Genomic DNA, 26,460 nt, shown 5'->3' on the forward strand with positions numbered 1-26,460 from the left:
TCCGCTACTTTACTGCAGACCGCAGAGACCACCGAATTCCAGCTATCGGTGTGAGCGGAGCCGGCCAGCGTGCCCGATCCCGATTCGTTCAGGACGGTCAGAGTTCCAGCCATTACAAAGCGCACCTGATCCTTGTCCGCCAGGTTGACGCGTGAAAGAAAATAGTTTTCGTTGATGGCGGAGGCTTTCAGGGGCTCTGCCGTACACCCCGGAGGCAGGACGACGGAGGCGCCGGACTTGAGCTCATCGCAGGCGCGTTCAAGCGCGTCCATGACGGCGGCGCTGGCATCTTTAGGAGCCGTGATGATAACGGGAGCAGACCCGTAACGATCCATATGGTTGTCCCAGGTTATTTTGGCATGGTTGCGCTCAAATGAGGCGCGGGATGCGGGGAACAAGATGGGATAGGGATGTTCCATCACCACGAGTATTTCATCTTCCACGCTTTCCCCGGTGTCGACACCGATGTGGACCTGCGGATTAAATTGCCAGTTGTTCAATTCGCCGGGCCGTACCCAGTAACGCTGGGGGATGAATTCAAATCTCCTGCCCCACGCATCCTCCACAAATTGCAAATGGGCGTAGCCGTAAAACACGGCGGAGGCTAGTTGTCCAAATGCTGTTTGAAGCCCATTGATAGAGTTGTAAAAGTCTTCCAGGGCTGCTTTCTGCGCCTGAGCCTCCGCGCTGTCATTGGCGGCATCAATCTTCCATCCTTGCATGGAGACACTCTCGATCATCCTTGAGTAGAGCATCCCAAGCATGCCGTCAGAATAAATGACCTCGTCCCATATGAGCATTTGGCGGGCAAAAGCGCCCCTTCTGGCTTCATTTCTGGCGTCAATGAGGGTCTGCATACCCGCCCCCTGAAGCGGGTCCCAATACTCAAACCATTGCGGGCGGCCCGGAAGCCTGCTGCGGTCCGTCAAGGCTCGTCTCGCAAGGTCTGTCTCCAGCTCTTTAATCCTGGCATCCTGACGGGCGACCAGCTTGGGAGCGTTGATAATGTTTTTGACGGCGTCTAACCTGCAGCTTGGATGGAGGAAAAGATTGGTTGCAGGGGGAGGAGTTAGACCTCCGACTCGGGGACAGGAACCCCGCGTGATACCGTTTCACTACCCTGCGATTGAATACATATCTACACATAAAGATATGTTGATATATTGTCAATCCTAATACCTGCCGATGGAACGTTTTTTTTTCGCCCGTGTGACATAATACGCTCCAAGCTGCCTTGTCAGGCCACTATTCTTCCGCGCATGCCATGCCATAACAAGAGCGTCGGCCCGGTCGGGGGAACGAACGCCGCGCTTCGCCATGTCTTCCTTGCTTTCAATGCGGACACGTCCGATTGCGTCTGTTTGGAGGCGGGGAGCGACCAGCTGCTCGATGGTGTCCTCGTCAATGTCGAGGATGAGCTCTTTTTCTTCGATGCCGCAGGCCAATGCTCTCCATGCCTGGGCGCGGAGGTTGACAAAGGCCTGCGTATCATCGGCCGGGAAGCCGCCCCGATAGGAGTGCACCGGGAAGCCCTCAGCGCGGAAGTCGTCAATAAGGGGGAGTCCCAGCCCGTCGCCGTCCGCGAAAATGCGGTCGGCGGGGATGCCAAGCTCGGACGCTCGTCTGCGGAACCGTCCGCGCGCTCCTACGGTGTCCGGGTCCGACCAATGGTCGGCAATGAAAAAACGGTTGCCTTGCCCGGCCGCGAAGACATTTTCGTCGCCCCCGGCGGCGAAGTCAAAGCCGCCACAGGTCTCCCCGGTGTCGAGGAAGGGCGGCGGGTTGTTGACCAGCTCCATGAGGGCGCGCCGGGAAATGACGGACTGGCCGTCGAGATCGGTGAATTCCCCGAGGATGGCGGAACGGTAAAAGGATGATTGCTCGCCGTATTCTTTTTTAAGGCGTTCGGCCTTGCCCGGATCGTTGATCTCGATGTGAGGGCAGTCCTCGTACTTGACACGGATTTTGTAGTAGAGGGATGAATTTTTGTGAAAGCAGTCGTAGAAGGTACCGGAATCAGCCCCCGGCGACGAGGTGATGAACGCGTTGAAGAGTGTGCAGCGGGAAACCGCGGTGAAGATGGAGTCCGGGATGGTCTTGGCTTCGTCGAGGACGTAAAAGACGGGATCCACGTCGGGCGAGATTTTCGGGTGCCATCCTTCGGCACGGCCCGCGTTGTCGGTGGAGAATCCCACAGCAAAGCCTCCTTCCGGCGTGCGGATTTCCGTTTTGTTGAATGTCCAGCCGGTGAAAAAAGGATTATCCATATAGCGGCGTAGCGCCGGGAAGAGCTGCTTTTCCACCTGCATCCATGACGAGGATGTGACGGGGACCTGCCCCCGCGGGAAGCAGGCGAGAAAGTACAGGATAGCCGGCGCGATGCAGTTGGAGGTCTTGCCGGATCCGTTGGGAGCCACGAGGGCGACACTCTTCCCTCCCAAGGTCAGCTTGCCGAGGGACAACGCCTTGATGGCCTCCACCTGCCAGGGATAGGGCTCCAGGCGGAGGATGTGACGCAAGAAGAAGCTGACAGGGATGCGTGTCCTGATTGGTTAAGGATGGAGTTTGCCGACGATGGTTTCCAGCGCGGTTTTCTCGTCTTCTTGGAGCTGGGCGAGCTGCTCAGGGTCCAGGGTTATTTTGCGTTCAAGCGGCGCGCCGGGAACGCCGGCAACATCCTGCCGGACGCGTTCCCCAAATCTCTCCGGGGCGAAACGGCCAGCGACTTTCAGGCGCGTTTCAATGGCGAGCTTCTTCGCCGCGACAGAAGCCGATCCGCATTCCGGGTCGAGGGCAACTCTCGCCGCATCATCCGCCAGGGCCTGGCAATCATCGAGCATGGATTCCGACTGAGCTTCCCGCGCGCGTTGAATGAGTTTGGAAAACTCCGGCTTGGTTTCCCGCCAATTCCAAACAGTCCAGACTTCCGGCATGTGAGCAGCGGAGCAAATGGATTTCATCGTTTCCCCTGCGGCCAGTCTTGAGACTATCTCTTGAGCTAATTCGTCAGTATATAGACTTGGGCGCCCAGGAGGGCGCTTTATTGTTGATGTGGACTTCTTTTTCCTGCGGCTTTATCTAATGGGAGAAAGACAAATAAATCAAGTGGTTTGTTTGTTCTTGATTTATTCGCCTTTTGAAAAAATATAGTTGTCATGAAAAAGTGCGCTATATGCGGCAAGGATATTCCGCCCCGCTACAAGGCGAGGAAAAGGATGTATTGCTCCCGTGCATGCCTCCAGGCGCATTATGCTGCAGTCTGGGAGACTTTCACGTGCCCTGTATGCGGCAAGGCATTCCGCTCCAGGAAGGCGCTGCATCAGAGATTTTGCTCTACTGAATGTGCAAAAATAGGGCAGAAGGGCAGAAAAATCATGTCTGAGGCGTTTCTTGAAGCTTGCAAACATAGAGGCGTTCCCGGCCCGCGAAAACATCCGCGAACGGGAAAATTTGAAACCAACTGCCATGCGAAAGTCTGGCACTTGGAATCTCCTGAAGGAGAGGAAATCACCGCGCGGAACCTCAAACTCTACATGATAAACAGGTATGGGGAAAAAGAGGGTAAAAGAGTATATGGACTCCTAGTTTGTGCGGCGGGACGTTTCCGCAAAATGGGTAGAGGGAACGGCGCCGGATGGAAGTTGCTTTCCCTCCCTGATTACCCGGAAGAATAAAAAAGGGCGGCTCCGAAGAACCGCCCTTTTCTTAGGGAATAAGCGTTTCCGCTCGTTTTTTGATCTTACGATCGTTTCAATCCACAGCCCCGAAGGGCTGACAGTTCTAGAAAGAACAAATCCCTTTTCTCACATTTTGCGTCAACCCGCAAGAAAAAACGGAATGACAACTTTTTCCGTCTTTTTTCATTTTCTTCTTGCGTTACTATAAATTTTATAGTAACTTGATCTTGTCAACGGGAGGTAAGGGACCGAACGAAGACACAATCCAAACAACAAAACTAGAAAGAACAAGACAATGAACGAAAACAAAATCATCATCACGGAAGACGGAAAAAAAATCAATCTGTCCAACCTTGAACATGAATTCGGCAGCTACGAACTCGACGGCAAAACCTACTACGCAACAGGCCAGATGGAATGCACTTGCCGTGTTTTCCCCGGTTCCTACGCCGATAAATACGAAGACGGCAGTTACATGGAAGAATGGTCCGCTCCCGGCTATGATGCAGAAGGAAACAAGGTTGAAATCTTCATGCTTTTTGAACAAATGACTGGCGAAGAAATAGAAGGAGAAAACCTTAACTGGTCCCAGGCTCCTTCCCGTGTAGAAGTTCGCTAAATAAATTTCATGGGGCGGTCAACCACCGCCCCTTTTTTTTTCATACTATGACCGCACAAGAATTCATTGACTGGGTGCAGAACAAAAACAAGTTCTTTAGCCGCACTTCCGCCGTTAGAAGAGCATCAAACATGATGCACGTGACGCAAGACACCATTTGGAAATGGTTGAGCGGAAAACAAAAAACGCCCCCTTCCATGTCATTACTCATGGAATTATTGCACGAAAAATACAAAGAAAAAAGAATACGCCTCACCATAACTGACGAGCAATATCAAGAAATGCTCCCACTGCTTGGGAAAAAAACTGATACAGCAATTGCGGAAGAACTAGGAATACCCGCAGTAACAGTATATCAAACACGCAAAAAACTTGGAATCTACAGAGCCATAAAACTCCCCGTACCAGAAGTTGATCAAAAAGAACTAATTGACTTACTTGGAAAAGAAACTGATGCCGAAATTGCTAAAAAATTCGGTTATTCAAAAACTGGAATAGCCCTCATTAGAAAAAATTTAGGAATTAAATCATTCCGTCAAAGTAAAATATCACCAGAACAATATGAAGAAATTCGGAAACTGCTCGGAAAAGAACCTGATACATTAATTGCTGAAAAATTCGGTTGTTCAGATTCAAAAATAGCTCTCATTAGAAAGAGCTTAAAAATTGACGCATTCCGTCAAATCAATATGTTATCACCAGAGCAATATGAAAAAATGTTGCCACTGCTCGGAAAAGAACCTGATAAAGTAATAGCGGAAAAACTTGGAATTAAAATATCAACTGTCCGCTACAAACGCCTGCAATTAGGGATTAAAAGGTACACTAAAAAACATAAAGAAGAAAACTATCCTCAAGACCTGATTAAGATGCTAGGCAAGGCTCCTGATACGGTAATTGCAGAAAAATTCGGCTATTCCAGAGCAGGAATATGCTTCATTAGAAAAAATTTAGGAATTAAATCATTCACTCAAAATAGAATATCTCCAGAGAAAAAAGAAAAAATACTGCCACTGCTCGGAAAAGAACCTGATAAAGTAATAGCGGAAAAATTTGGAATACCGTGTTCATACGTAAAACAGTATCGTAAAAAACTAGGAATTAAAATTTCAAACGCATCCATTAAGAAGGAAGACGAAAGTATGATTCTTGATTTATTAGGAAAAACATCTGATTTAAGTATTGCAAAAAAAACAGGGTACAGCATATACACAATTATAAAATTTAGAAAAGAACAAAACATTGAACCATTCAGCAAGAACAAATTAGATAGACTTACACCGAAAGATCGCAAAAAACTTTTATCCATGATAGGAAAAAATCATGATAAAATAATAGCTGAAAAATTTGATATTTCTTCCGAAGCCGTAAGAAGAATCAGAATAAAAATGAACATACCGGCATTGCGTGAGGAAAAAAACCTAGAAGACACAATAAAACAGAATAAAGATTTAATCGCCTTACTGGGAACAATGACTGACAAAAATGTTGCGGATAAAACGGGCATATCAATACAAGTCATCGGAAAAATCAGGAGAAAATTAAATATCCCCTCATTTGACAAAAGAGGACGCAACTCAAAATCCACGGACGGCAAAAACACGCCGCAGGAAATCACGGAACATCCTGTGAAAAGCAATCCTGACTCCCATTGACAGCCGCGGCAAAAAAAGGAGCCCTCACTGGAAGGGCTCCTTTTTTATGGGATCAAATGCAGTCAACGGCGTCGGCGATAGCCTTACCCTATACGAGATTCCAGGGTTAGTTGGGGTGGTGGTTAATTTCCCGGTACGATTGCCAGTCACACGTGATGATGGTTCCGCAAAGATGGATGCGGGAAACAATGGCTGGGCCTAAACGATCTTCCAGGATGGCGGGGTTGTAGTTGGCAATGATGATTGTCGGCTTGCCGTTCTGGTGCCGGTAATCAATCAGACGTTCCAGGGCCGGGCCTGTAAAGTCCGTGTCTTTAACCTCGTGATACTCGTCCAGCACAAGCAAGTAAGGCGCCTTGTAGCGAGCCATGACGGCAGATTCCGATCCGCCGCCGTTGAACGTCTCACGGATGGCCATGGTGTAATCATACGTCTTGGAGTAGAGGACGCGTTTCTTGCGCCTGTACATGAGGCGGGCAAGAAACGTGCTTAAAACCGTTTTCCCGGTGCCGTAACGTCCATTAAGTACAATGATGCTTCCAGGCGTCAAAACAAGGCGGTAGGCATCACGGAGGGCCTTCTTCCATGGTTCTCCGGTTACTTCGTCGAGGCAATCAATGGCCCGGCGCGGGAATCCGCGGTCAATTAGGCCCAGCCGTTCGTATGTTGCCTTGCGTTCTTCCTCCCGCTGCTTTTCGGCAGCGAGCGCTTCGGCTTCCAATTCTTCGATGCTTTTTCCGTCGTCGGCAGCGAGCGCTTCCATTGAGGCAAGGATGTTTTCAATGCTGGCGCTCTTCAGGGCTTGTCGGGCGTCAATGGGGTTGTCAGTCTTTCCAGAAGTCATCTCTTCGTGAGGGTTTAGGTGTTGATTTTGATGTAGTTCCCGCAGTATTTGCGGGTTTCAAGCCGGAATCGGCGTGGTTGTTACGCGCCCATGTGGCGGCGTATTGGCGGGCCAGGGGCCGCCAGTCCGACAAGGGGACTCCGTGCTTGTTCCGCCATCCAACGGCGGATTGCTCGTTGAAAAACCGCTCGGCGCACCGGGAAAGCTCGTCTCCGAGTGGATGCAGCACTTGAGCGGCCATGAAACGGTCAACCTCGGAAACGTCCTGCGGAAATTGGCAGACCTCGCGTCCGGTTGTTGTAGTTGTAGTAGTATTACTTTCTTCTCTTCTCTTCTCTGGTCCGACATTGTGTCGGACAACGGTCGGACATGATGTCGGACTTTTGTCGGACACAATGTCGGAAACGTTGTCGGATTGGTCTTTCAGAGATCGCCGGATTCGTTTTGCTTCCGCTTCCAAGGCGCGCGCCTTGGAGGAATTGCCGTTGTGGCGGTCAAAGTTGGGGATTACAAGGGCACCTTCACGGCCTTGCAACCAGCCAACGGAGACAAGGCCGCGGGCAAATCCGGGGCAATAAACAACCCGGTCGATATGTGCATATTTCGTTTTTAGGATTCCGTCTTGAGTATTGGCATCTGCCCACGCCCAAAACCGCCACAGTTTCCCCAATACAAAATCAGGGTCATCCATGTGCAGTATTTCCGCCAACTTTACCACTTCCGGCTTGTCGGGCGTCGTGTGTTCTACTTTTATCCAGTCTCCAGCCATAATCAAAAAAGCGTCAGTTGAGGATTGTAGTTCATCAATCTGCCGAGCAGAACCCGGAATGCAGTTGCTGCCACTGCCGAAACTTGTCCGTTGCCAATGGCTTTAAGGCGGTCCACTCTAGCGGCCACCCCATGAGCCACTCGACCCACGGCGGGTTCAGCTGACCACCATTCCCCGCAGTCATTTGTTTCCGTTCTTCCGTCGTAACAACCCCCTCGGATTCCAAGGATTTCATTTTCTGGAAACTGCCGCTCCCTCCGCACATTCCCTTGGTGCTGGGCGTTGGAAACATCCGGACAAATTCGGACAATCCCTGTTGCCTGCTGTTCGGGCCACGTCTCTTGTGATCCGAGGCAAGGGGACTCGGAAACATCATCCCCGGAATCCAACCTGTTGAAGCTACATCCAGCAAGAACTTTGGGCCCCATGAATGGCTCCCCTTGTTGGGGGCGTTGCAAGTCGTTGGCGTGGGGGTCATGTGCAAGTATCCAGATTCTCTTTCGGACGTGCGGGGCTCCCACATCGTCCGCTCCCAGCACAAGCCATTCCGCATCATACCCGATTTCGGCAAGATCACCGAGGACTCTGGCAAGGCCTCGTCCCACAAGCAAAGGTGAGTTTTCCAGGAATGCGTAGCGAGGTCGTACTTCATTGATAATTCGGTGCATTTCCCGCCAGAGTCCGGAGCGCTCCCCATCAATGCCGGCGCCTTTTCCCGCAGAGGAAATGTCCTGGCACGGGAAGCCTCCAGATACCACGTCAACAAGGCCGCGCCATGGTCGTCCGTCAAAGGTGCGTACGTCATCCCATACCGGGAAAGGCGGGAGTAGTCCGTCATTCTGCCGGGCGAGCAGTACGCTTGCTGGGTAGGGTTCGATCTCGACGGCACAGACGGTGCGGATTCCGAGCAATTCGCTGCCCAATATTCCTCCACCAGCGCCCGCGAAAAGATGTAGCTCATTCACTCCCCCTCCTTTCTCGGCTCCCAGTAATCGCCATCTCCCGCATTGCCTCCCTCTTCACAATATACGGACTGATTTCTTAAGCAGTCTAAACATGGCGTCTCTAATGGATGCGTTCCTTCATGGGTACAGTTCTCACAGATTCGCTCTGCTGATGGGATGGTCCACGCCCTGCACACGGCCCGCATCTTCCAGGCGCGCCGAATCCGAGCTTCAAGGTTAATCCTGGCACATACGCCTGCGTTGTATTCCCAGCGGCATATCATCATGTCCTTGTATTCCTGACCGTACTCGAAAAAAGCTTTCTGCTCAGGCGTCAGTTTCATTTTCGCCCTCCTTTCTCGGCTCCCAGTTATGAGGTATTTGATTGTATAAACCGGGACAATTATAGCAAGGTGTGCCGGGTCTTTCCGGCAGTCTAAAATATTTGCAATTACGGCAATCCCGTCCTTCCGGTGGATTCCATGCCCTGCACGCGGCCCGTTTCTTCCAAGCGTCGCGGATGGCTTCGTCAATATCGTAAAGCTCTTTGTATTCTTTTCTGTCCAATTCGCCACATTCGATATTCGCGCGAATTGTCGCATCGTTTAAAATACTAAGCCGTTCTTCCACTATTCCACGGGCTTTTCCGTAAGCGAGGATAGCTTTCTTTTCAGGCGTTATTTTCACGCGAGCCTCCTTTCACTTCGATAGTTTTGAATTCCACAACCCACATCCACGGGTTTTTCTCCCATGTTTCCGGGCCGTTAATTTTTTCAATAAGAGATTGATAGGATTCTTTTGGATTTGAAGCCAAGTAATCGTTTTTCAAGTAGTCGAAATAAACCGTATAATCGTGTTCTTGCTTTTGCAAGATGCCTTCAGATTCGCAATCCTCCCAAGAAATGTCCTGCAACCTCTCTACACGGATTCCCGTAATTTCAAGAAGGATGCGGGATGCTTTCCGGGGCATGTGGATGCTGGGTTTCCATGGTGACGCATCCGAACCATCTTTGTTAATTTTGATGCCTCCGTCGTCGTCCAAGACATTTACATAACCTTGGTGAGTGGCGGCGTAGCAATATTTCCCGGTGGGCTGGAATTGATCATTGTACACCTCGAAAAAAGTCTCCCTCACCCAAAGCTGATCGCCGACATTTCCGTAAGGGCATTCAACATCAAGGTCGTTGATGAAATTCTTGAAGAATAATGCCATGGGCTTTTTAGCCACAACCTTTACCTTGAATTCAGTCGCAATATCTGTGTTGTATTCATTTTTAGAGAGGACAAATACTTTATTGTAACGGCTTAAATCGTTTCTCGATTTAACAAGCCTACGCGTTTGTGTCTTTTCCCCGGCAAGGATAGCCCGAACCATAGGCGCGGACATGAGGATAGGACGTTCTTTGATCATTGCTGACCTCCTTCCTGCATCTGATTTCCAACAGATTCTAAATAACCTGCCGATTCTCTAAGCATAAGAGCAATTCCAAACAATTCCTCTTTTTCTTTTGATTCATAATTCAATGTTAAATTTATGATAACTTTTCCTTGTTGTATATTGCAGTTGAATTTATATGTAGATTCCATTTAAATTTATCCTTTCTTTATTTTGAGTTTTCCGTTTGCTCCCACGATCCAGCCGTCAAAGGTGACAACGCCGGACAGATTGATCACGGGGTAGGCGTCATAAGGGTGGCAAACATACTCGCCGTTTTTGTTCTCTACATGGAGCCACCTTCCAAATTTTGCACCAATAACGGTACATCTACACGGACGTTTGCAGAACATGAACGTGACTTCCTGACCAATCCAGAACCGGGTGCCGTAAATGGCGTTGAGTGCGTCAAGGTCGGCTTTCATTGATCTGCTCTCCTTCCTGAATGACTTCGATTTCCCAGCCCGTTTTTGTCTGTTTTACGGCCAAAAAGACAAAGGGGAACTTGTCGGCAGCCGCCTTAATTTTTACCCTGGCATCGTCGCGCCAGAAGCCTTTCACCTCGTGGAATTCAAGGGTGCCGTCCGGGAGTACAACCATGAAATCCGGCGTATAGGAACATCTTTTACCAAGGATTAACTTGACGGATTCAAATTTGAATTCCCGGATTGCTCCCTTGTTCTGAAGGTCGGACAGATAAAAGCCATAGGCGGCTTCCGTCTTGTTCATCACGCCGGGACGGTGGATCGCTCTTGCCCTGGTCCTCATGCCACCCTCCCTTCTACGGCTGGCCGGATTAGCGGCATGATGCGATCATACTCATTCCGGTATTCTTCCTTGAATTCGTCCAGCTCATTTTTGATTTTGTCCGTGTATTCATCCCATTTAACTTTGAGGATGAAAGGACGCAGGCCGGGGCAGTAGGAGACAAAATACCATGTGCGCAACCCAGTCACAGCCATAGAGCCATGTACTTGCTGTCGGTAGTCGTCCGGCAAAACGCCGTTGAGCAGATAAAGGGCGTGATTCTTGGAAAGAGGGCATTTGATTTCCAGCCCGGCAATGTAATTGCCTTTCCAGTCAATAATGAGCCCGTCAGGACTGCAACCAACTGGTCCATCTTTGCAAAGGATAAATCCCACTTCCTTTACGGTCAGGCCGGTTATTCTGCAAAACTCTTCCCGTGCTTCAGCTTCCAGAGCCTCTCCGCGGTCCGTGTGAAAATTGCCTTCAAAGGTAATTTCATCAGGGCGGAGGAAAGAGCAGCATAATTCAATGATAAGGTTGCCCCACGGGCCCCTTTCCTTGTTGGTCCGGGGTTGAGGCTTGCGGCCCGTGGGCGTCAGCAGCCTGTTGAAATTGCTGGCTGTCAGGCGGCCGGAGCGCAGCTTGAACCACGCCTCCGAACGTTGCGGCACGTTCTCATAAACGATACAATTCGGCGAAAGGCTCATGTCAATAATCCTCCATGTTGACGGTTGCGGTTTCTTTCGGCGCGGGCATCTTCAATCCGGGAATAAGATCGTCTTGTCCTTCCGGCTTCGGTTCCGGCAGGGCTTCCGGCTGGTCATTCTGGAATGCTTCAGGGGCCGGAGCGTTGTTCCAGGGGGTTTCCCCTTCGGCTGGACCGTCCGTTTTTTCGGGGGTTACGTTCCGCATATTTCCCTCAAATTCCTGATCGTCGGCGGCCTGCATTGCGGCCTGGATAACCAGAGGCAAATCCCATTGCTTGGATGCACGCTTGATGACCGTTTTTAGGCCCATCTGACCAAAATCCGTCACCCAAGGGCCTACAATCTCCCCTTTCTTGTTTTTGGACTTGGAGCGGCCTTTTATCTCTTCCACGGCTTTCAAGCTCATGCGCTCTCCATGCAGGTAGCTATCCTTATCCGTCCAGGTGCAATAAAAGCCCCTGATAGGGTCCTCATTATCACCCCAGCCCGGAATATGGCCCATGGTGAACTTGCCGTCATCCAGCCGCCAGGAAAACGGCTCTCCCTCTCTGACAATGCCAATGTTGAGATTGGTGACGCCGTTGGAGCGGGCCATACGCATCAGGCCGCGGGCAGAAGGCACCGGGGCGCAAGTCAGTATGGAATTGCCGGTTCTCTTATCGTTGACCCAAAAGGGCACAAGATAGCCGTGGATGCCGTCCGGCTCACACCGCATCAGCAACAAGTTTTTCAGCGAGGAAATCAGGGTAATAGGGGCGCATTGCTGAAGGAGAGGGGTTTTCTGGCAGCAATTCCAAAAGATGCTTATGCATCGTTCCGGCGTCATCATTCCCTCCACAAACTGCGTAATGTGTGTTTTCACGTCCTCGGACATCACAATTTCGTAGAGTGTCTTTTTCGGAACTGGCGCCTGGGGCAAATCTAGTTTATCTGTACTTTCGTTACTCATAATCTTTGCATGGTTCAGGGTAACAAGGCCGGGAGTCAGCGCCAACTGACCCCGGCCAACTGCCTTTTTAGGCATTCAAGGATTCGCGGTGCTGCTTTTATTTCCTCAATGGGCTTTATAAGTTCGAGGTCAGCAAAATGAAAAGAGGCCGTGTATTCGCAACATTTGACAAGAACCTGTTCATGTCTTTCATCTTCAAGCACGGTAAACTCTTCCATGTTATCTGGAGATAAGAGATAATTTTTCCTACCTCTCCCCACAAAACGCACAATATCCCCCTTGCGGAATTCTCTCTTCGGGTCATACTTCGGCGCGACGGGTTCGAGGGAGGAAGGTTCAAAAAAAATTTTTTCTTCGTGTTCGTTGTCGTGGATAGTGACAAGGATAGGGATTATATTGGTTCCGTCATCTTCCTTAATTGTTCCCCGGATGATGACTTCCGTTCCGGGCTTACATTCGTTTCTTTGCATGGTGTTTGTTTTAGTTAAAAAGGTTTTTAATAAGGATAAAGAAGGCGAATAAGACGCTCGCCCCTGCGGCAACCACTACGCTCTCCATCACCAAATGAATGATGACTCTGGCGAGGCGATCTGTTGATCGGGCGGCCTGCGTGTAGTTCCAGCACCGTTCCGCGTCGTCCGGAATTCCGTTGAGGCGTTCGTAAGCACATAGACGGCACAGATAGCGGGAGCAAAATACGCCGTCCTGATGGTCGCCTACGAGAGATAACCAGGAAGAAGCGGCCGTCAAAGACTCGCCGCACATGTAGCAGCGCGCCGTCTTGGCTGGATGGGGATTGTCAGTGATAGTTTCCACCATGCCCTTGTAAGGGCCTCGGTCGATAATATGTTGATGTGTATTCATTATTTTGATTGGTTGGAGAGAAAATCTCTAACTTCGCGCATGTTGAAGCGCGCCTCGCCCTTCCTTCCTCGTTGATTGTTCACAGGCGTCATCTTGGTAATTTTCCCCAGCCTCACCCCCTCCGCCAAATAAGGAGTAATGCCGCTGACGGAGTAGTGAAACCGTTCAGCGCAATCTTTCGCGCTTCCGAATTCATCTACCGGAACAAAATTATTCATTCCGACGCTCGCTGCCTCAGCAGAGGGAGGAATCGGAGTGGTCGCCAATTCCCTCAGCACTCCGGACAGCACTTCCAAGGCATCCGCGAGACTGGCTATCGTTTTTCCGTTCCCGTTCATGGCTTTGGTTAAAATTCGTCGTTGTGGCCGTCGGGATTTTCGCAGGTGGTGTGGTCCGCTTCCCACTGGTCAATGGCAATCTCCAAAGCTCCCAGCAAGCCACTCGCCTCGTCCAGCGTGATAAACTCTCCATCCATCCGGATGCAGCGGTCTTCGTAGTCGTATTCGATGATCATGATTGTTTCTTTAATGGAGCCCCTGCCTTTCGGCTTTGAACGGTTCATGGCTAAATTCTTCGTACCGGGGCATTTGATATTGATAGTTTAATGTAAAATTGTTATTGCTTGGTTATGGCTAAATTCGAATATACATACTTGGCAGTAAATCATAATAAGGACGTATGGGAAAAGCATATGGAAGTTCTTAACAATCAAGGAAAAGATGGATGGGAACTTGTGTCGGCTATTTATCCTATTTCCGAAAAATTACACGGCGATCCTTCCTTAGTGTTCTTGTTCAAGCGGGAGGTTCCTGGCTCTTCTCAACAAGATCGGTAAACGCATCCCTTTCTTTGTCGGGAAACAATGCTCCGGGCTGGGACTCGAGGCTCAATCCTAAAAGCCTTCGGGCTCCGTAAATTCTCCCTGCGTATTTCGCCCGGAGAATTTTGTCTTCAGGCTCATTGATGCTGAAGCATGGATTGGCGTCCTCGTGGGTTTCGACTTTGAGCATTTTATCCAGCTCAATAAGGAGGCTGACTATCGTTTGTTCTTTATTCATGTTTCTTCTTATTGGTTTTAATGTAAAGGCTATTGTCTATACATCCGTTTAAGCCTATCCTCTGGGTTCATGATTTTTTTCCAATACTTGGCAGAACTGCTTAAATTCGCTTGCAATTATGCAGGCATAATCTTTTCCGCAGCGGCAGTTTATCTTTTCGCTCCTCAAAGCATTCTTGAGGCCCTGCATATCAGCTATTCTCCCCATGATTACCGCGATATTGCGGGATTCGTGTTCCTTATTTCCGGCTGCGCCCTGCTGGAAAAGGCTTGGAACACTATCAAAACCTCTCGCTCCAAGGCAAAATCCCGTAAAAAGGTGATCAAGCGTCTCCATGCTCTCACTCCAGAAGAGAAAGATGTTCTGGCTAGATATATCTGCTTCGATACCCGAACACAGAGATTTGATGACAGGGATGGCATCGTAAATGGTCTGATAGCAGCCGGCATTCTTATTCGACTTTCCTGGTACGGAAGTATCGTGTCCGGTTTTGACGTCAACATCACCGATGTTGCCTGGGAGTATCTCAAAAATAATCCCAACTTGCTGAGATAAGTAATCCATAATTATCGTTTCGCCTTCTTCTGTTCATTTTTCTCAAAAGGTGGTTCACCACCCACAGGTAAAAAAACTCGCTCCTTCCTAATGCGTTTTGTTTTAGGTGGTTCACCACCTGCGAGCAAAAAAACTACTTGTCCGGAAACAGATCTTTGTTCTTTCCGTGCAATCAGTTTTATCTGTTCAAATAAGTCAATAGGGAGGTTAATTGTTATTTGCTTTTTCTCGTATTTCTCTGGCGATGTGCTCATAATCTTCGGGTGTAAGAATTACATTTTGAGTTTGTTGAACCAAATAAGCGGTAATGATTTCAGTCATGGTCATATTCAGCTCTTTTGCTCTCTTTTGAAATTTTCGGAAGAGGACGATTGGTATCCATACTGAAATCTGTTTTTTGTCTATCTTCCGTTGACTTGGCATGTGCTCACCATAATCGGTGGTTAACCACCAGTCAATACTATTTTTCATTTTTTCTACATTTTTTTCATCAAAAATCATATCAGAGCTCTTCACGATCTTTTTCCCATCATTAGTATTAAGAGCGTAATGGAGATAAGTAGGCACACACATCTTGATATGGATTCCTAAGTCATCTTTGATGCCGGAACGGGAAAACGAAGAGATTGACGAGTTCATTTCTTTTTCTCCTCCTTTTGAGTGATATTTCTCAAGATCCTCTTCATGGTTCTCCGACAACCTTCTACGATGCCCAGGCCGTAACAAGTGGCCCCAAAAAGCACAGCCAGCAAGAAAAATACAAGCATTACGTTACCTGACATAGACGTAACCCTTTCTTGCTGATATTTTTTCTCTTAACTCCCTATAATTTAAAGCATTACAAAGGGGGGGGGGGGGGTAGAAATTCCTGTTTTTCCATGAGATTTGATGTCTTGTGACATCCATTGAGACGCTTTCTCCTCAATTATCCGTTCAGGTGATGACAAATTCCTCCGTGAGGATTACAAAATAATCTTGCTGGATATTTCCTCCATTGCGTGAACGACATCCTGCGAATCGGGCCGAAAGTACACCCGTTCAATCTCTTCAGAATCATGCCCTACAATGAAACGGCACAAGTCCGCCGGCACGCCTGCCAGTCTTAAAATCGTCACTGCGGTGGCTCTCAAACTGTGGAAGCTTTTTTCAGACAGCACACGCTTATCGCCTGGCACTTTCCTTTCCCCGGAAGAAATCATGCCGTGTTTTTTCAGTAGTCCGGTAAACTCAAGAGAGAGCTTGCTGGACTTCCCCCCGCCCTGTGCATGCTTCATGGCGGCCAAGGGGAACACAAATTCATTGATGGAATACTTTTCCCTCTCTTTCAATATCTCTTTCAGCGGCCCGATGATTGGTTTGTTCATACGCCGCTTGGTCTTTTGCGAGGTCATGGAGATTAAGCCGCCCTCCAGATTCACCTGCTCCCATCTGAGAGTGGCAATGTCTCCAAGACGCTGGCCGCCCGTATAAAGGCATACACGTATCATATCCGGCCATTCCCCCGGCAAAATCTCCACCAGTCTTTTCACCTCTTCCACGGTGAACGCACTACGCTCCTGTTTATCGTCTTGCTTTTTTTTCTTATCCAGTCGAGCCCCCCTGAAAGGATTGGAGATGATCAATTCTTTTTCCACCGCCTGGTTAAACGCACAGGAAAGAGATTCAAGATACCTTGAGACTGTACCGGATGACACGCGCTCCATTTCTGTCTCCGCAAATCGTCTCACGGTGTCTTTATTGATGGATGCTATTGCCTGTCCCCCATCGTTCCTCAAGAACAAAATAAACTGCTTGACGGCCTTCCCGTCTCTTTCGTAAGCCTGAATCTTGCCAGATCGTGATTGCAACCATTCATGGAGATACGCCCCAACGCTCACAACCTTTCTGCCAAGGCTGGCCGCCTGAACATCTCCGCCAGCTATAGCTTTGAGCCGCTGCGAGTCAATAAAGCCGGTCTTGTGTCCATTCTCAAGCTCCTCGGCAATAAGACGAGCCCTGGCCTCGTTTTGCGCTATGAGCGCTCTTTTATTTGTCCCGGGTGGAATAACCTTTGGGACCACGTCGACACGGGTAGTTTTCCTGATCTCTTTACCGTCGAGCGTCTTGAAGACGGCCACCCATTTATTACTTCTTTTGATAATCCCTGCCATGCGAACTGTACAATTTTTAAAACTTGTACAGCCACTTGTACAGCAAGCATTCCGTTTTCTGGCGTAATATGGCGCAAAGAAAAAGCACGGAATCCTTATAAAATCAGGCTTTCCGTGCTCTAGCGTGATAAAAAGCTGGCGGAGCGGGAGGGATTCGAACCCTCGGTACCGGTTTTGCCAGTACGTTCCTTTAGCAAAGGAGTGCTTTCAGCCTCTCAGCCACCGCTCCGTCTGGGTAATGTGTGGGAGAGAAGGTACACACTACTCCAAATGATGTCAATACATAAATATACGGGCAGGAATTAATCCAGATAAGTATATTGATACTCCAGTTCCTTTTTCTCATCCGGCTTCAGCGTGAGTTTCCACTGGAATTTTCCGTCAGGATTCAGGGAACGGTTCCAGTTTGGAAGGCTGGACATTTCTCCTTCTCCCGAAACAGTTTCCGGAGTCCCGATAATGTTCTTGTTTACCTGGAATTCCATGTCCCTGCCGGAAACATTCCTCATGGTCAGGGTTCCCTTTACGGTGTGTTTCTGGTAGCTGGAGCTCCTCACCTTCACCGGTTCGGTAGAAAGTGTTTCTTCCGAGACATGAACCATGGTTTCCATGGATTTATTCAGCCTGACCAGGACACGTTCTCCCGGATTGGTGAAGGTGAGCGTACTCTGCCCGGCAAGCCTGCCCTGGGAAACGAATTCCACCATTCCTGTGGACCAGGGCAGATTCAAGCCATTCGTCAACTGAATGCAGTGCCAGACGTCCAGCGGAGAAGCCGCCGCCCCGCGATCGCGGTTCTGGTTCCATTCCGCCAGGCCCTTCTGGTTGGGAATGTCCCACGTATAAATATGGCGGTAGGGAATATCGCCGCCAAACAGGTTTCTGGTCACCGTCTCCCGGTACTTGCAGGAAAAATCCGGAAGGGAGTAGAAGAACAAATCCTCCGCCTGTTTGACGGTTCCCGGATCAATGGCCGTGGCCTTCTCCATGGTGAATACGGGCTGCGGAGTGCGGGCCTGGCTCATGTAGTTGTCCATGAGGGACCGGGCGTATTCCGTTCCGGGTTTTTCAGACCCCAGGGCGGCAAACAAGGCGCTCATGTTCTGCTTCATGGAGATGGGAGAAGGCAGCCCGGGCATCGCCAGGCGAGGAAAGCCGGAAATCAATTCCATATCCACCTTGTCCAGGTCCATCAGTTCATTCATGACCGTTGCCTTGCACAGCAACCGGGCATGTCCTTCCGCACCCAGCTCCACCCGGTAGGTGGGCAGCCAGCTGATGCCGGAAGACAGGCTGTTCACGGTCACCGTTTTTCCCGGAGCCGGTTTTTCAAGGTTCATCACCAACCGCGTTCTGTCCGTCGTCCAGGTGGGAAAGGAAATATCCGTTTCCAGAAACTCGACCTGTTGAATCGCCGCTTCCTGAAGCACCACATGTCCGGTCTCCGTCTGCAGCAGAATGCTTCCCGCCACCGCAAAGGAAGACCTGTACATGTCCCGGCCATCTTCCACAGGAGAAGAAAGAGAACCCATCAAATTGGGGCGGTGGGATTCCCGGACCTTGTTGTTCGCAGGCTCCACCACTCTTCCTATAATCGTTCCTCCTTGTGCCGTGGTGACTTTTATCAGCTTTCCGGCATTAGCGGCAAGTAATTCGCTCCTGTCATAGTTCGACTTGGGAATGGTCACCTTCACTCTGCTGCTGATCAATTCCCGGACGGAAACGCCCTGCTCTGCGGAAAGCCAGAATGATCCGTAGGAGGGAGTGGGAAGCCCGGCCAGCTCCATGGAGGAGCCTTCCGCCGTCTTCCCTTCCAGTGTCACCGTGCCGTAACCGTTCTTGAACAGGGCCAGCTTTTTGGGAACCATCTTTACACTTGGCAGTGAAGGTTCTCCAGAAGTAGCGTCAGGCATGGAAGCCCAGCCGCAAGTTCCAAACAGGAAGAATGGAAGCAGTCCGGCCCCGGCGGCCAGAACCAGACGCCCCGCACCAGTCATGGTATCATTGTCTGTTTTCATGAATACAGACTAAACAGCCTGTTTTCAGAAAATCAACCTCCAACCGCCCTCCGCAGGCAAATGTAACCCCATTGTAACATTCAGTTGCCAGACAACGGATAAAAATGGAAATATTTCCCTTTTTGAGACGTCGGGAGAAGAGCGCAGGCGGAAAAACCGACCTCCTACACGCCGCAATGCTCGGCGATCATCTCCAGAAAATCATCCAGATAACGCGCGGCCTTCCGCTCCCCGATGCCGTGTATGTTCATGGCCCCCCGGTGCGTAGTCGGCTTCAGCCGGGCCATGGCCTCCAGCGTGGAATTGTGGAAAACCGCGTAAGCGGGTATTCCGGCTTCCCGGGCCAGTTCATTCCGCAATTCTTTCAATTTCATGAATAAATCTTCATCAAACTCTCCCAGTGCGGCCAAATCCCCCGTGGCGCGGACCCTGGCCTGCCCCCTGCGTTCCGGGGCAGCGCTCCTGCGGGCGAAGGGCCAGATCATGGAAACCTCCTGCCTGCCCATCATCACCTCGTTCCCCTTCGGGCTCAGGGTAATCAGGGGGCGGTCCGCTTCCCCGCTCATTTTAGTGAGGCCCGCCATCTGCATGGCGCGGAACAACTGGCGTATATCGTCTTCACTCCAAGATGAAAGAATGCCGTACGTACTCAGACGGACCAGGGACGTCTTCAACAAATCCTGGGACTTGGACCCCTTGAGCATCTGGATGACTTTCGTCCTGCCCCAGCGCCCCTGCCAGGAACCGTCCGCCAGGCGGACGGAAGTGCGTGCAATGCCGCTCAACGCCTGCCGAACAACTCTGGTTTCTTCCTCCCCCATCACCTGGCCTTCCTCCACTCCCAGGGCCATGCACTGGTCACAGCGACCGCAGGGAACGGCCCCTTCCTCTCCAAAGTAATTCAGAATCCACTGCTGGCGGCATCCGGACGAATAGGCAAACTCCGTCATGGCCTTCAGCTTCTCGCGGTCGCGCACCTCCTTCTCCCGGATGGCCCGTTCGTCCAAAGGTATCTTCAGGCCGCTCATGGACGGATCCGCCACCCTGGTCAGCTTCACCCGCTGCCCCGGAACATCATGGCGGCTGATGGCTCCGTTGCGCATCAGGACAGACAGCGCCGCTCCCACCTGCATGGCATTCCGGCACTTGAGGCGTTCCGCCATTTCCTCCAGAGTCCAGGACACCTCGTGGGATTCCGCGCTGCAATGCTTCCGCAGCAACTCATACAGCTCCACAATAAGAGGCACGCCGGGATTGACTCCCTCAATGAAAAACTCCTGCGTCCTCAAGTCCGCATGGTTGAACAAAAGCTCACAATAAGCGTCCCGGCCGTCGCGTCCGGCCCGCCCGGCTTCCTGGTAAAAGGCTTCCACACTGCCGGGAATCTCGAAATGGGCCACAAACCTGACATCCGCACGGTCAATCCCCATGCCGAAGGCATTCGTGGCAATGACGATGTCCGCCTGACGGTTCATAAAGGCATTCTGCGCCTCCTCCCGCTGGGCGTCCGTCATGCCGGCATGGTAGGCTGTGACGCTCAGGCCCAGATCGGAAAGCGCCTCATACACCTGTTCCACCTTCTTGCGGGTGGAACAGTAAATGATTCCCGTCTTGTTGTGTTTTACGAGATCGTACAGTCTCTTGTACTTCTCCTTGTGCGTATCGCACGCGGTAATCCGGAAATGCAGGTTCTCCCGGGCAAAACCGCGCACGATGGTCACAGGGTCTTCCAGATGCAGATGCTCCAGAATATCGTCCCGCACGCGGGGCGTAGCCGTGGCGGTCAGGGCCGCGACCTGCGGCCGCCCCATGGCTTCAATCGCACGGCCAAGTTTCAAATAATCCGGACGGAAATCGTGCCCCCACTGGCTCAGGCAATGGGCCTCGTCCACAGTCACCATGTTCACGTCCACCTCCGCCAGGGCCCGCATGAATCCCTCATGGCCGAAACGTTCCGGAGCCACATACACCAGTTTGTAGCTTCCTTCCTTCATGCCGGACAGGCGTTCCTTCTGTTCCGGGAAACTCAGGGAGCTGTTGATCATGGTCGCGGGAATGCCTTTGGCCACGAGGGCATCCACCTGGTCCTTCATCAGGGCAATCAGCGGGCTGACCACCAGGCATACGCCTTCCCGGCACAGGGCGGGAAGCTGGTAGCACAGGGACTTGCCGCCCCCGGTAGGCATCACCACCAGAACGTTGCGCCCCTCCATGATGGCAGCCACCACACGGTCCTGCCCCTCCCTCAGCCCGGAAAACCCGAAGTGTTCCTTCAATGCCTCCATGGGCGATCTGATCAGCTTGAACCCATTCATCTTCTCCCCGCAGTGTGCCACAGGACACGCCGCCGCGCAACGCCTTTCCCCATAATCAGGACGGGATGCCAGCCGGCCGGCATGGGGAAATTCCGTCCCCCGGAAAAAAGAAAATGCTGATTATTTTATCAAATCACATCACAAACATCTTGACTTTCCCGGAGAAAAATCTATATTTCTCTCACCGCTTATGCGGTAACGACGCAAGTCAAAGCGCCCGTAGCTCAATTGGATAGAGCGTCTGACTACGGATCAGAAGGTTTGGGGTTCGAATCCCTACGGGCGTGCCACTTGCATCACATCCGGTAAAACATCATTCCTGCCTGAACACGACGGCAGGATTTTTTGTCTATACCGGCAATACATATGGGGGCGCCATGGTTTCGACTGGAAGTCTGCGGTGCTGGCTGCATGTGAAGGTTAATCGGCTGGCCTTCTAAAAAGCCGATTAAAAAAATAAATGCAGAGTCTAACGACCTTGCTCTGGCTGCCTAATTAGTTCAGCCGCGTCAGAACCTCAACGCCTGCTAGAGGGGATGATGAAAGCTTAGCAGGCTGGTGCAATGCGGGGTTGCCGCGCAGCGCACGAGACTTCCACAGGCAACTAGCGAGCCTGCGTAGTTGGCGCATGACGAAGCGGCCGCGAAACGCAGCAACATGCGTCTGAACATGGAGATGCCGGTATCAACGGCCTTCAGGACACGGGTTCGACTCCCGTCGCCTCCACCACTTCAAAACAACCGCAAGCTGCTGTCAACCAGTGCTTGCGGTTGTTGTTTTCTTGAAAGTTCAAGACATATTGCAAGACGCTGAAATGATTTTAAAAACATTGTCTTGCAGACATGCAACATATTGAAATGCAAAGAAGTCCCCCTGTATGGATTGAATTCTGCATCAAAGGTGAAGTTGATATCATCTCCTTCCCAGAGGCCGGGTTTTCGTTCCCAGGTGCTTGTGCCGGAAGTCCGGCCGACTCGGGAGTCGGATTCTAACCGGTAGGCATATTGTCCTGCGTGCATCGGTTTGTATAGGCATATCCTGCCGTATCCCGATATACAGCAGCCATGGTCATCTTATCTCACCAAGCTGGTTCTGTGAATTATATCTGTATTTGTGCTTTTGATATATCTTAATCAATCATTTAAATTAGGGAAAAACACACCTGCATCATCCAAACGAAACTCGGTGATACTTTGCAGGACGCCTGCCGGAGATTGTCCCCACTGATGGGCATTGGTTCCTTTGGCGATAATTAGATTAACCATGCCGTAATAGCCATCTCTTGGCACATATCCCAAGTACAAGGGCAATTCGTAAGAGTCGCCGGGAATTTGGCTCTCTCGATTAGTCCAGCAAGCGCCTTGGTAAAAATAAATTCGATCACGCCATACAACTACATAGTAATCCACTACTACGTTATGCCCCTTTAAACTGCGCGGCAGTGTGCCCTGTCCAACGACTGAGCCAGTGGAATCATATATGGTGTATGCGTTATTGGCATCTTCCTCATTGATAGATAGCTGAGCAATCGCTCCAGATGACAACAGAGGGCTGTCAATACTGTCGATAATGTCAGCTGCATTGGACACGCAAATCATGGTGTTACACCATTGATGAAGGGTCAACGTGATCTTGATAATTGCAGGCCTAGACTGTGCATACGTGCTTGTGTCCGTATTCACCGAGACTGCGGAAATACCGCGTACGGGAGATGCCGGCAAGCCAAAGTTCAATCCGCGCATCTGGTCAAACACTGTCCCCAGGCGGGCTGACACCAGGGCTACAGATGGGCGGTAATAATTTATGCCTGCCAGTACGGACCGCTGAACATCCACCAACCGGGCTGCATGCATGGGGGTTGGCGGAGCTACGGGGATGTTTACCCCGCCGTTGGCGTTGATGACTCCCGCGGCCGTCAGTTCTCCCCCAAGCGCCATATTTCCAGCAGCGTCCAATTCGGGAGTGTTATTCCACCGATCGCGCTCTTCGGAGGTAATGTGAATGGCCGTGTTTTCAGTATGTTCGTCAAGCCCATCCTGAGTAGCTACCATCGCCCCCTTCGTATTTCTCGTATTCCACTTCTCACGCTCCTCCTGTGTTACATGAAGTGTGACGTTGGTTTCGTGAGCCGTGAACGTGCCCGTATCCACCTTACCGGAGAGGGTGGAAGCATCGGCCTTAGCATTCCAGACATCCCGTTCCTCTTCTGTGAGATGCATGGTTTTGTTCTCCGCATGGCCGATAAAATCACTCTGCGCTGCCACCAGAACTCCGTTTATTGTATTAATGCTATTCATGATTATTTCTTGTTGTTTATTGCAAAGTAGTTGAACAACTTCATTGCCGTCCCGTCCATGATCGTGAACTCAGAATAATCCTGACTGGTGAAAAGCCTGCGTCCTCCTTGAGTGTGACTGCTTTAACAGTTGAAACAATTGTTTAGACAGTTTTCAGGAGGGCTTTCCTATCATCCTGTGTTGATTTGGTCTGATCCATTCGTACCCATACAAGGAATGTTTCCCATTCGTTGGATAAAACGGCAAGAGTGAAACCACTTCAAAAAAAGTTTCTTCCTGTTCCACAAAAATATCATCCCGTATGGAATGTTGGCATGAAAAAACAGTCCTCAACAGGGAATACAACAGCCGCCCTAGTGAAGGTGTCCCATACTCCAGTACAGGAAATCCATCTGTCTTTCTCGGACAAATTCCCAACAGGCAACCTTGATACCATTAAGGCAAACCTGGGTGAAGAGCAGCCAGATCGGCATTTGGAGGCAGAGGAAAGAGCCGGTGCTTTCCTCCTCTGCATTGAAGGAGACAAAACCTTCCCATACCTGGCGGCCGCAGAAAAAACGGAAGTCTGCTAAAGGCGGGTTTCATTGATGGGGCCGGAACGGAGAGAGCCGGTGCCAGCGACACACATCTCCTCCTCCCTTCCGGCGGTCGCCGCCTTTTTCCGCTTTTGGGCAAAGATCAGGTACTCCCAGCCGGGATGATGCCGGACTACCCATTGATGAAGAAAGAAGGCTCCCGCAAATATAAGGAACGTAGCTGCTGCGGCAGGAAGAAGACCGGAAGGCAGGATGCCGGACAGGAGCGGCATCATGTAGGGCAAGACCAGGCAGTGGACGGCGTAGATGAAGAAAAAGAGAGGCGCGCATGCCCTGGCAATTTTACTGAAGAGAACTTTTTCCGACAACAGAACACACAGGGATCCCAGCCCCAGAATTCCCGGAACCCAGAAAAGCATGGTGTGAAGGCTTTCCGCAGAGATGATTCCATGAGAGTTCATCCACGTTATTGCCGCCAATGCCGGAAGGGAAAAAACCACGTTTTTTTTCAGAAACAGCTTGATATCTCCCAGTGTCAGGGAGGACACGCAAAAGCCCAGCATGAAAAAGGCCAGGGAGTCAGCCCACGGAACTCTGGGAGGATCGGAGAACAGCATATTGATCCGGGGAAACAGCACAACGGAAAGAAGAACGGCCATCGTCAAAGGAATCAGCAGATTCTTTTTTCTGAGCGTGAACAAAAGCGGAGAAAGGAGGCTCAGGACCATCACGTATTTCAAGAACCAGAGAGGGCCGTCGTAGGGAAAGGTAGTGCCGACTCCCGTCAGCTTCCACGGCAGCATGCTCCAGTCCCATGTACTTGAATAACCCAGGTTCAAATAAATCAAATGCCTGAAGAACGCTTCCAGACAAGCCGCGGCGTTCCACGCCAGATAAAAGAGAATATATCTGCACGGGGAATGCCGCCAGTCGAACGTTTTCCTGCGTCCCACAAAGTAGGCCGCTGCCATGAACAGAAAAGGCACTCTCTGGAAGAACAGCGGGAATTCCATGCCGTTTCCCGAAGCATGGAATAGAACGATGAAGAACAACCCCAGCACCCTGCCCAGGTCAAGCCAGCATTCCCGCGGGGGTTTTCCGGAAACAGGTTCAAGCACAGCGGCCACGGAAGAATCCGGTTCCTTTTCCGGTTCCCGCTCCGCCCCGCACTCGCCAATCATGCACCTTTTCATTCCGGAAAATAATCAGAACGGACTTTTACAAAACGGTTCCACGGCTCTCATGCTATCATGAAGACGTACCGCCTCATCCCTGTCCTCCGGGGAGGCGTACAAATACAGGGCATATCCGCCGAATCCGCCTCCCAGATATTTTTTGGCGAGCTCTTCTCCTACGACCGGGAGGGGAGCCATGCCTTCCTGGAGCTGCACGCTGTGGTACAGCGCCACGCCGGCAGCCAGTTCATGAATATTGCGCTCCATCACGCCGGCGCGGGCGATCAGGGAAGACTGGGCTATGCGGTCATAATTTCTGCAGCCGTCAGCCATTCCCGGCGTATCATGCGCATACCCGGTGTGAAAAATCGCCATTCTGCCCGCCAGAAAATCACCGGTACTCTTGATATCCAGCACAGGAGACGGGCCGGATCTCCAGACGCACAAGCCCGTTTCCGCAATCACGGCGGGGTCCTGCCAGCCTACTCCCAGGTCAAGCTCCGACTGGACGGGGTCCCTGCCCTGCAGCATGGCCCAGGCTCCGCTGCCCCCCAGTCCGGCACGGAGTTCATAAGGCCAGTGATCCAGGGAAACAAACGGGCTGATAGCACAGTTGACAATGTATGCCCCGGGACGCGCATGGCGGGGAACGTCCAGCCAGCCTCCTGCAAAATCCACGCGTAGCGGAACGCTGGCCGGAGCCTTGATTCTGTTCACAAGCTGGGTGGTGGAAATTGGTTCCGGGCAGGGAGGCGTTTTGGGAAGCACCACATACCGAGCTCCGGTCCGTGCACATAATTCCTTTTTAAGATCGCCGTAACAGTCATCTTCCGTAACGGCCAAAATATCGGGCCGCTCTTTGAGAAAAACGTGTTCAAAGTCCATTCCCGGTGTCAGGCTTTCTCCGCATACCACCTTGTCCACCATGCACAGGCTTTCCAGAATTACTTTTTTATGGTCATCCGGAATGGACGGTTTTCTACGCCTGCTTTCCCAGAGTACCTGTTCGGATGCAAAGGAGACGATGAGGTAATCCCCCAATGACCGGGCTTCACGGAAAAACTGAATATGCCCTGCATGGATGATATCGTAAAAGCCGGAAACAAAAATTTTAGTAATCATGGTTTAAATATATAAATGTAGCGG

At 50.9% G+C, this 26,460-nt stretch carries 32 protein-coding genes, 3 tRNA genes and 1 other RNA gene; 8 read left to right on the forward strand and 28 right to left on the reverse strand.

Translation table 11 applies throughout. The features are described 5' to 3' along the window. From HMPREF3039_RS01615 to HMPREF3039_RS01630, 4 genes are all read right to left on the reverse strand, one after another. The coding region (locus HMPREF3039_RS01615) for a phage portal protein family protein (RefSeq protein WP_147549499.1) at positions 1-857 on the reverse strand (857 nt) is incomplete at its 3' end. Positions 858-1,051: 194 nt separating this feature from the next. Beyond that, positions 1,052-1,125 (reverse strand) — tRNA-Arg (locus HMPREF3039_RS01620). Positions 1,126-1,172: 47 nt separating this feature from the next. After that, a complete protein-coding gene (locus tag HMPREF3039_RS01625) occupies positions 1,173-2,519 on the reverse strand; it encodes a DEAD/DEAH box helicase family protein (protein ID WP_067571822.1) in 1,347 nt (448 codons plus the stop codon). A 33-nt stretch (positions 2,520-2,552) separates the two neighbouring features. Continuing rightward, positions 2,553-3,044 (reverse strand): terminase small subunit-like protein, encoded by a 492-nt coding sequence (locus HMPREF3039_RS01630; RefSeq protein ID WP_331711084.1) that lies wholly within the window; start codon positions 3,042-3,044, stop codon positions 2,553-2,555. A gap of 111 nt (positions 3,045-3,155) precedes the next feature. Here HMPREF3039_RS01630 and HMPREF3039_RS01635 point away from each other — a divergent pair, with 111 nt between their 5' ends. From HMPREF3039_RS01635 to HMPREF3039_RS01645, 3 genes are all read left to right on the forward strand, one after another. Beyond that, on the forward strand, positions 3,156-3,674 hold the full coding sequence (locus tag HMPREF3039_RS01635) for a hypothetical protein (protein ID WP_067571827.1): 519 nt from the start codon (positions 3,156-3,158) through the stop codon (positions 3,672-3,674). A gap of 298 nt (positions 3,675-3,972) precedes the next feature. Beyond that, a complete protein-coding gene (locus HMPREF3039_RS01640) occupies positions 3,973-4,296 on the forward strand; it encodes a hypothetical protein (RefSeq protein ID WP_067571829.1) in 324 nt (107 codons plus the stop codon). A 47-nt stretch (positions 4,297-4,343) separates the two neighbouring features. Next, positions 4,344-5,951 (forward strand): hypothetical protein, encoded by a 1,608-nt coding sequence (locus HMPREF3039_RS01645; protein ID WP_067951868.1) that lies wholly within the window; start codon positions 4,344-4,346, stop codon positions 5,949-5,951. A gap of 106 nt (positions 5,952-6,057) precedes the next feature. On the opposite strand, the gene HMPREF3039_RS01650 is transcribed toward HMPREF3039_RS01645, so the two are convergent. The 14 genes from HMPREF3039_RS01650 to HMPREF3039_RS01710 form a co-directional block, all read right to left on the reverse strand. Then, complete coding sequence (locus HMPREF3039_RS01650; protein WP_067981679.1) at positions 6,058-6,795, reverse strand: ATP-binding protein; 738 nt, start codon at positions 6,793-6,795, stop codon at positions 6,058-6,060. After that, positions 6,776-7,564 carry a hypothetical protein gene (locus HMPREF3039_RS01655; protein WP_067569670.1) on the reverse strand — a complete coding sequence of 263 codons (789 nt, stop codon included), beginning with the start codon at positions 7,562-7,564 and terminating at the stop codon, positions 6,776-6,778. The genes HMPREF3039_RS01650 and HMPREF3039_RS01655 overlap by 20 nt, the downstream gene beginning before the upstream one ends. 2 nt (positions 7,565-7,566) lie before the next feature. Further along, positions 7,567-8,529 (reverse strand): DNA cytosine methyltransferase, encoded by a 963-nt coding sequence (locus tag HMPREF3039_RS14575; RefSeq protein ID WP_082770023.1) that lies wholly within the window; start codon positions 8,527-8,529, stop codon positions 7,567-7,569. A 306-nt stretch (positions 8,530-8,835) separates the two neighbouring features. Continuing rightward, the gene (locus HMPREF3039_RS13465; RefSeq protein ID WP_147549350.1) at positions 8,836-9,195 is read right to left on the reverse strand and encodes a hypothetical protein; all 360 of its coding nucleotides are present in this window, start codon (positions 9,193-9,195) and stop codon (positions 8,836-8,838) included. Continuing rightward, the gene (locus tag HMPREF3039_RS01670; protein WP_067569676.1) at positions 9,179-9,919 is read right to left on the reverse strand and encodes a hypothetical protein; all 741 of its coding nucleotides are present in this window, start codon (positions 9,917-9,919) and stop codon (positions 9,179-9,181) included. The genes HMPREF3039_RS13465 and HMPREF3039_RS01670 overlap by 17 nt, the downstream gene beginning before the upstream one ends. Beyond that, entirely contained in the window at positions 9,916-10,095 is a 180-nt protein-coding gene (locus HMPREF3039_RS13470; protein WP_067981682.1) for a hypothetical protein, read from the reverse strand. The genes HMPREF3039_RS01670 and HMPREF3039_RS13470 overlap by 4 nt, the downstream gene beginning before the upstream one ends. Positions 10,096-10,101: 6 nt before the next feature. Then, a complete protein-coding gene (locus HMPREF3039_RS01675) occupies positions 10,102-10,368 on the reverse strand; it encodes a hypothetical protein (RefSeq protein WP_067569679.1) in 267 nt (88 codons plus the stop codon). Then, positions 10,352-10,711: a PDDEXK family nuclease gene (locus tag HMPREF3039_RS01680; protein WP_067569681.1), complete on the reverse strand. Its 360-nt coding sequence runs from the start codon at positions 10,709-10,711 to the stop codon at positions 10,352-10,354. Before HMPREF3039_RS01680 ends, HMPREF3039_RS01675 begins: the two co-directional genes overlap by 17 nt. Next, a complete protein-coding gene (locus HMPREF3039_RS01685; protein WP_067569683.1) occupies positions 10,708-11,397 on the reverse strand; it encodes a lambda exonuclease family protein in 690 nt (229 codons plus the stop codon). The genes HMPREF3039_RS01680 and HMPREF3039_RS01685 overlap by 4 nt, the downstream gene beginning before the upstream one ends. A gap of 1 nt (position 11,398) precedes the next feature. Further along, on the reverse strand, positions 11,399-12,421 hold the full coding sequence (locus HMPREF3039_RS01690; RefSeq protein ID WP_082770024.1) for a recombinase RecT: 1,023 nt from the start codon (positions 12,419-12,421) through the stop codon (positions 11,399-11,401). Then, complete coding sequence (locus tag HMPREF3039_RS01695; RefSeq protein WP_067569687.1) at positions 12,382-12,816, reverse strand: hypothetical protein; 435 nt, start codon at positions 12,814-12,816, stop codon at positions 12,382-12,384. The genes HMPREF3039_RS01690 and HMPREF3039_RS01695 overlap by 40 nt, the downstream gene beginning before the upstream one ends. Positions 12,817-12,826: 10 nt before the next feature. Further along, complete coding sequence (locus tag HMPREF3039_RS01700) at positions 12,827-13,210, reverse strand: hypothetical protein (protein WP_067569688.1); 384 nt, start codon at positions 13,208-13,210, stop codon at positions 12,827-12,829. Further along, positions 13,210-13,548 (reverse strand): hypothetical protein, encoded by a 339-nt coding sequence (locus tag HMPREF3039_RS01705; protein WP_067569690.1) that lies wholly within the window; start codon positions 13,546-13,548, stop codon positions 13,210-13,212. The genes HMPREF3039_RS01700 and HMPREF3039_RS01705 overlap by 1 nt, the downstream gene beginning before the upstream one ends. 8 nt (positions 13,549-13,556) lie before the next feature. Then, a complete protein-coding gene (locus tag HMPREF3039_RS01710) occupies positions 13,557-13,772 on the reverse strand; it encodes a hypothetical protein (RefSeq protein ID WP_067569692.1) in 216 nt (71 codons plus the stop codon). 129 nt (positions 13,773-13,901) lie between these two features. On the opposite strand from HMPREF3039_RS01710, the gene HMPREF3039_RS14580 reads away from it, so the two are divergent. Then, on the forward strand, positions 13,902-14,045 hold the full coding sequence (locus HMPREF3039_RS14580) for a DUF4177 domain-containing protein (RefSeq protein WP_343124310.1): 144 nt from the start codon (positions 13,902-13,904) through the stop codon (positions 14,043-14,045). On the opposite strand, the gene HMPREF3039_RS13475 is transcribed toward HMPREF3039_RS14580, so the two are convergent. Continuing rightward, on the reverse strand, positions 14,005-14,268 hold the full coding sequence (locus tag HMPREF3039_RS13475) for a hypothetical protein (protein WP_067569694.1): 264 nt from the start codon (positions 14,266-14,268) through the stop codon (positions 14,005-14,007). The two genes, HMPREF3039_RS14580 and HMPREF3039_RS13475, sit on opposite strands and share 41 nt — an antisense overlap. Before the next feature lie 87 nt (positions 14,269-14,355). Between HMPREF3039_RS13475 and HMPREF3039_RS01720 the strand changes: the two genes are divergently transcribed. Further along, positions 14,356-14,823 (forward strand): super-infection exclusion protein B, encoded by a 468-nt coding sequence (locus tag HMPREF3039_RS01720; protein WP_197457871.1) that lies wholly within the window; start codon positions 14,356-14,358, stop codon positions 14,821-14,823. A gap of 11 nt (positions 14,824-14,834) precedes the next feature. Here HMPREF3039_RS01720 and HMPREF3039_RS13480 read toward each other — a convergent pair whose 3' ends face one another. From HMPREF3039_RS13480 to HMPREF3039_RS01745, 6 genes are all read right to left on the reverse strand, one after another. Then, positions 14,835-15,077: a ribbon-helix-helix domain-containing protein gene (locus HMPREF3039_RS13480; RefSeq protein WP_147549353.1), complete on the reverse strand. Its 243-nt coding sequence runs from the start codon at positions 15,075-15,077 to the stop codon at positions 14,835-14,837. Further along, on the reverse strand, positions 15,031-15,522 hold the full coding sequence (locus HMPREF3039_RS01725) for a hypothetical protein (RefSeq protein ID WP_067569697.1): 492 nt from the start codon (positions 15,520-15,522) through the stop codon (positions 15,031-15,033). Before HMPREF3039_RS01725 ends, HMPREF3039_RS13480 begins: the two co-directional genes overlap by 47 nt. A gap of 263 nt (positions 15,523-15,785) precedes the next feature. Further along, positions 15,786-16,973 carry a tyrosine-type recombinase/integrase gene (locus HMPREF3039_RS01730; RefSeq protein WP_067569816.1) on the reverse strand — a complete coding sequence of 396 codons (1,188 nt, stop codon included), beginning with the start codon at positions 16,971-16,973 and terminating at the stop codon, positions 15,786-15,788. Between the two features lie 136 nt (positions 16,974-17,109). Then, positions 17,110-17,202, reverse strand: a tRNA-Ser gene (locus HMPREF3039_RS01735). Between the two features lie 73 nt (positions 17,203-17,275). Further along, positions 17,276-18,991 carry a DUF4139 domain-containing protein gene (locus HMPREF3039_RS01740; protein WP_147549509.1) on the reverse strand — a complete coding sequence of 572 codons (1,716 nt, stop codon included), beginning with the start codon at positions 18,989-18,991 and terminating at the stop codon, positions 17,276-17,278. A 164-nt stretch (positions 18,992-19,155) separates the two neighbouring features. Beyond that, on the reverse strand, positions 19,156-21,306 hold the full coding sequence (locus tag HMPREF3039_RS01745) for a RecQ family ATP-dependent DNA helicase (RefSeq protein WP_067569812.1): 2,151 nt from the start codon (positions 21,304-21,306) through the stop codon (positions 19,156-19,158). 213 nt (positions 21,307-21,519) lie between these two features. Between HMPREF3039_RS01745 and HMPREF3039_RS01750 the strand changes: the two genes are divergently transcribed. Together HMPREF3039_RS01750 and ssrA are read left to right on the forward strand one after the other, a co-directional pair. Further along, positions 21,520-21,596: transfer RNA gene (locus HMPREF3039_RS01750), tRNA-Arg, on the forward strand. Positions 21,597-21,674: 78 nt separating this feature from the next. Further along, positions 21,675-22,035, forward strand: a transfer-messenger RNA (tmRNA) gene (ssrA, locus tag HMPREF3039_RS01755). Positions 22,036-22,439: 404 nt separating this feature from the next. Here ssrA and HMPREF3039_RS01760 read toward each other — a convergent pair. Beyond that, positions 22,440-23,603, reverse strand: a complete 1,164-nt coding sequence (locus HMPREF3039_RS01760) for a hypothetical protein (protein WP_067569810.1) — start codon at positions 23,601-23,603, stop codon at positions 22,440-22,442. Positions 23,604-23,851: 248 nt separating this feature from the next. On the opposite strand from HMPREF3039_RS01760, the gene HMPREF3039_RS13485 reads away from it, so the two are divergent. After that, positions 23,852-24,175 (forward strand): hypothetical protein, encoded by a 324-nt coding sequence (locus tag HMPREF3039_RS13485; protein ID WP_167506712.1) that lies wholly within the window; start codon positions 23,852-23,854, stop codon positions 24,173-24,175. Here the strand turns inward: HMPREF3039_RS13485 and HMPREF3039_RS01765 are convergent. Further along, positions 24,172-25,320 carry an acyltransferase family protein gene (locus tag HMPREF3039_RS01765; protein WP_067981847.1) on the reverse strand — a complete coding sequence of 383 codons (1,149 nt, stop codon included), beginning with the start codon at positions 25,318-25,320 and terminating at the stop codon, positions 24,172-24,174. The two genes, HMPREF3039_RS13485 and HMPREF3039_RS01765, sit on opposite strands and share 4 nt — an antisense overlap. A gap of 24 nt (positions 25,321-25,344) precedes the next feature. Next, positions 25,345-26,436 carry an adenylyltransferase/cytidyltransferase family protein gene (locus HMPREF3039_RS01770; RefSeq protein ID WP_231863819.1) on the reverse strand — a complete coding sequence of 364 codons (1,092 nt, stop codon included), beginning with the start codon at positions 26,434-26,436 and terminating at the stop codon, positions 25,345-25,347. Between the last annotated feature and the right edge of the window lie 24 nt (positions 26,437-26,460).

It is taken from the genome of Akkermansia sp. KLE1798, from assembly GCF_001580195.1.
Classification (GTDB): domain Bacteria; phylum Verrucomicrobiota; class Verrucomicrobiia; order Verrucomicrobiales; family Akkermansiaceae; genus Akkermansia; species Akkermansia biwaensis.

Bases quoted from the DNA above. Each gene is read 5' to 3' on its own strand.
- HMPREF3039_RS01635 (WP_067571827.1), top strand. From the start codon at position 3,156: ATGAAAAAGTGCGCTATATGCGGCAAGGATATTCCGCCCCGCTACAAG.
- HMPREF3039_RS01640 (WP_067571829.1), top strand. From the start codon at position 3,973: ATGAACGAAAACAAAATCATCATCACGGAAGACGGAAAAAAAATCAAT.
- HMPREF3039_RS01645 (WP_067951868.1), top strand. From the start codon at position 4,344: ATGACCGCACAAGAATTCATTGACTGGGTGCAGAACAAAAACAAGTTC.
- HMPREF3039_RS01650 (WP_067981679.1), bottom strand. From the start codon at position 6,795: ATGACTTCTGGAAAGACTGACAACCCCATTGACGCCCGACAAGCCCTG.
- HMPREF3039_RS01655 (WP_067569670.1), bottom strand. From the start codon at position 7,564: ATGGCTGGAGACTGGATAAAAGTAGAACACACGACGCCCGACAAGCCG.
- HMPREF3039_RS01670 (WP_067569676.1), bottom strand. From the start codon at position 9,919: ATGATCAAAGAACGTCCTATCCTCATGTCCGCGCCTATGGTTCGGGCT.
- HMPREF3039_RS13470 (WP_067981682.1), bottom strand. From the start codon at position 10,095: ATGGAATCTACATATAAATTCAACTGCAATATACAACAAGGAAAAGTT.
- HMPREF3039_RS01675 (WP_067569679.1), bottom strand. From the start codon at position 10,368: ATGAAAGCCGACCTTGACGCACTCAACGCCATTTACGGCACCCGGTTC.
- HMPREF3039_RS01680 (WP_067569681.1), bottom strand. From the start codon at position 10,711: ATGAGGACCAGGGCAAGAGCGATCCACCGTCCCGGCGTGATGAACAAG.
- HMPREF3039_RS01685 (WP_067569683.1), bottom strand. From the start codon at position 11,397: ATGAGCCTTTCGCCGAATTGTATCGTTTATGAGAACGTGCCGCAACGT.
- HMPREF3039_RS01690 (WP_082770024.1), bottom strand. From the start codon at position 12,421: ATGCCTAAAAAGGCAGTTGGCCGGGGTCAGTTGGCGCTGACTCCCGGC.
- HMPREF3039_RS01695 (WP_067569687.1), bottom strand. From the start codon at position 12,816: ATGCAAAGAAACGAATGTAAGCCCGGAACGGAAGTCATCATCCGGGGA.
- HMPREF3039_RS01700 (WP_067569688.1), bottom strand. From the start codon at position 13,210: ATGAATACACATCAACATATTATCGACCGAGGCCCTTACAAGGGCATG.
- HMPREF3039_RS01705 (WP_067569690.1), bottom strand. From the start codon at position 13,548: ATGAACGGGAACGGAAAAACGATAGCCAGTCTCGCGGATGCCTTGGAA.
- HMPREF3039_RS01710 (WP_067569692.1), bottom strand. From the start codon at position 13,772: ATGAACCGTTCAAAGCCGAAAGGCAGGGGCTCCATTAAAGAAACAATC.
- HMPREF3039_RS14580 (WP_343124310.1), top strand. From the start codon at position 13,902: ATGGAAGTTCTTAACAATCAAGGAAAAGATGGATGGGAACTTGTGTCG.
- HMPREF3039_RS13475 (WP_067569694.1), bottom strand. From the start codon at position 14,268: ATGAATAAAGAACAAACGATAGTCAGCCTCCTTATTGAGCTGGATAAA.
- HMPREF3039_RS13480 (WP_147549353.1), bottom strand. From the start codon at position 15,077: ATGAGCACATCGCCAGAGAAATACGAGAAAAAGCAAATAACAATTAAC.
- HMPREF3039_RS01730 (WP_067569816.1), bottom strand. From the start codon at position 16,973: ATGGCAGGGATTATCAAAAGAAGTAATAAATGGGTGGCCGTCTTCAAG.
- HMPREF3039_RS01740 (WP_147549509.1), bottom strand. From the start codon at position 18,991: ATGAAAACAGACAATGATACCATGACTGGTGCGGGGCGTCTGGTTCTG.
- HMPREF3039_RS01745 (WP_067569812.1), bottom strand. From the start codon at position 21,306: ATGAATGGGTTCAAGCTGATCAGATCGCCCATGGAGGCATTGAAGGAA.
- HMPREF3039_RS01760 (WP_067569810.1), bottom strand. From the start codon at position 23,603: ATGAATAGCATTAATACAATAAACGGAGTTCTGGTGGCAGCGCAGAGT.
- HMPREF3039_RS01765 (WP_067981847.1), bottom strand. From the start codon at position 25,320: ATGATTGGCGAGTGCGGGGCGGAGCGGGAACCGGAAAAGGAACCGGAT.
- HMPREF3039_RS01770 (WP_231863819.1), bottom strand. From the start codon at position 26,436: ATGATTACTAAAATTTTTGTTTCCGGCTTTTACGATATCATCCATGCA.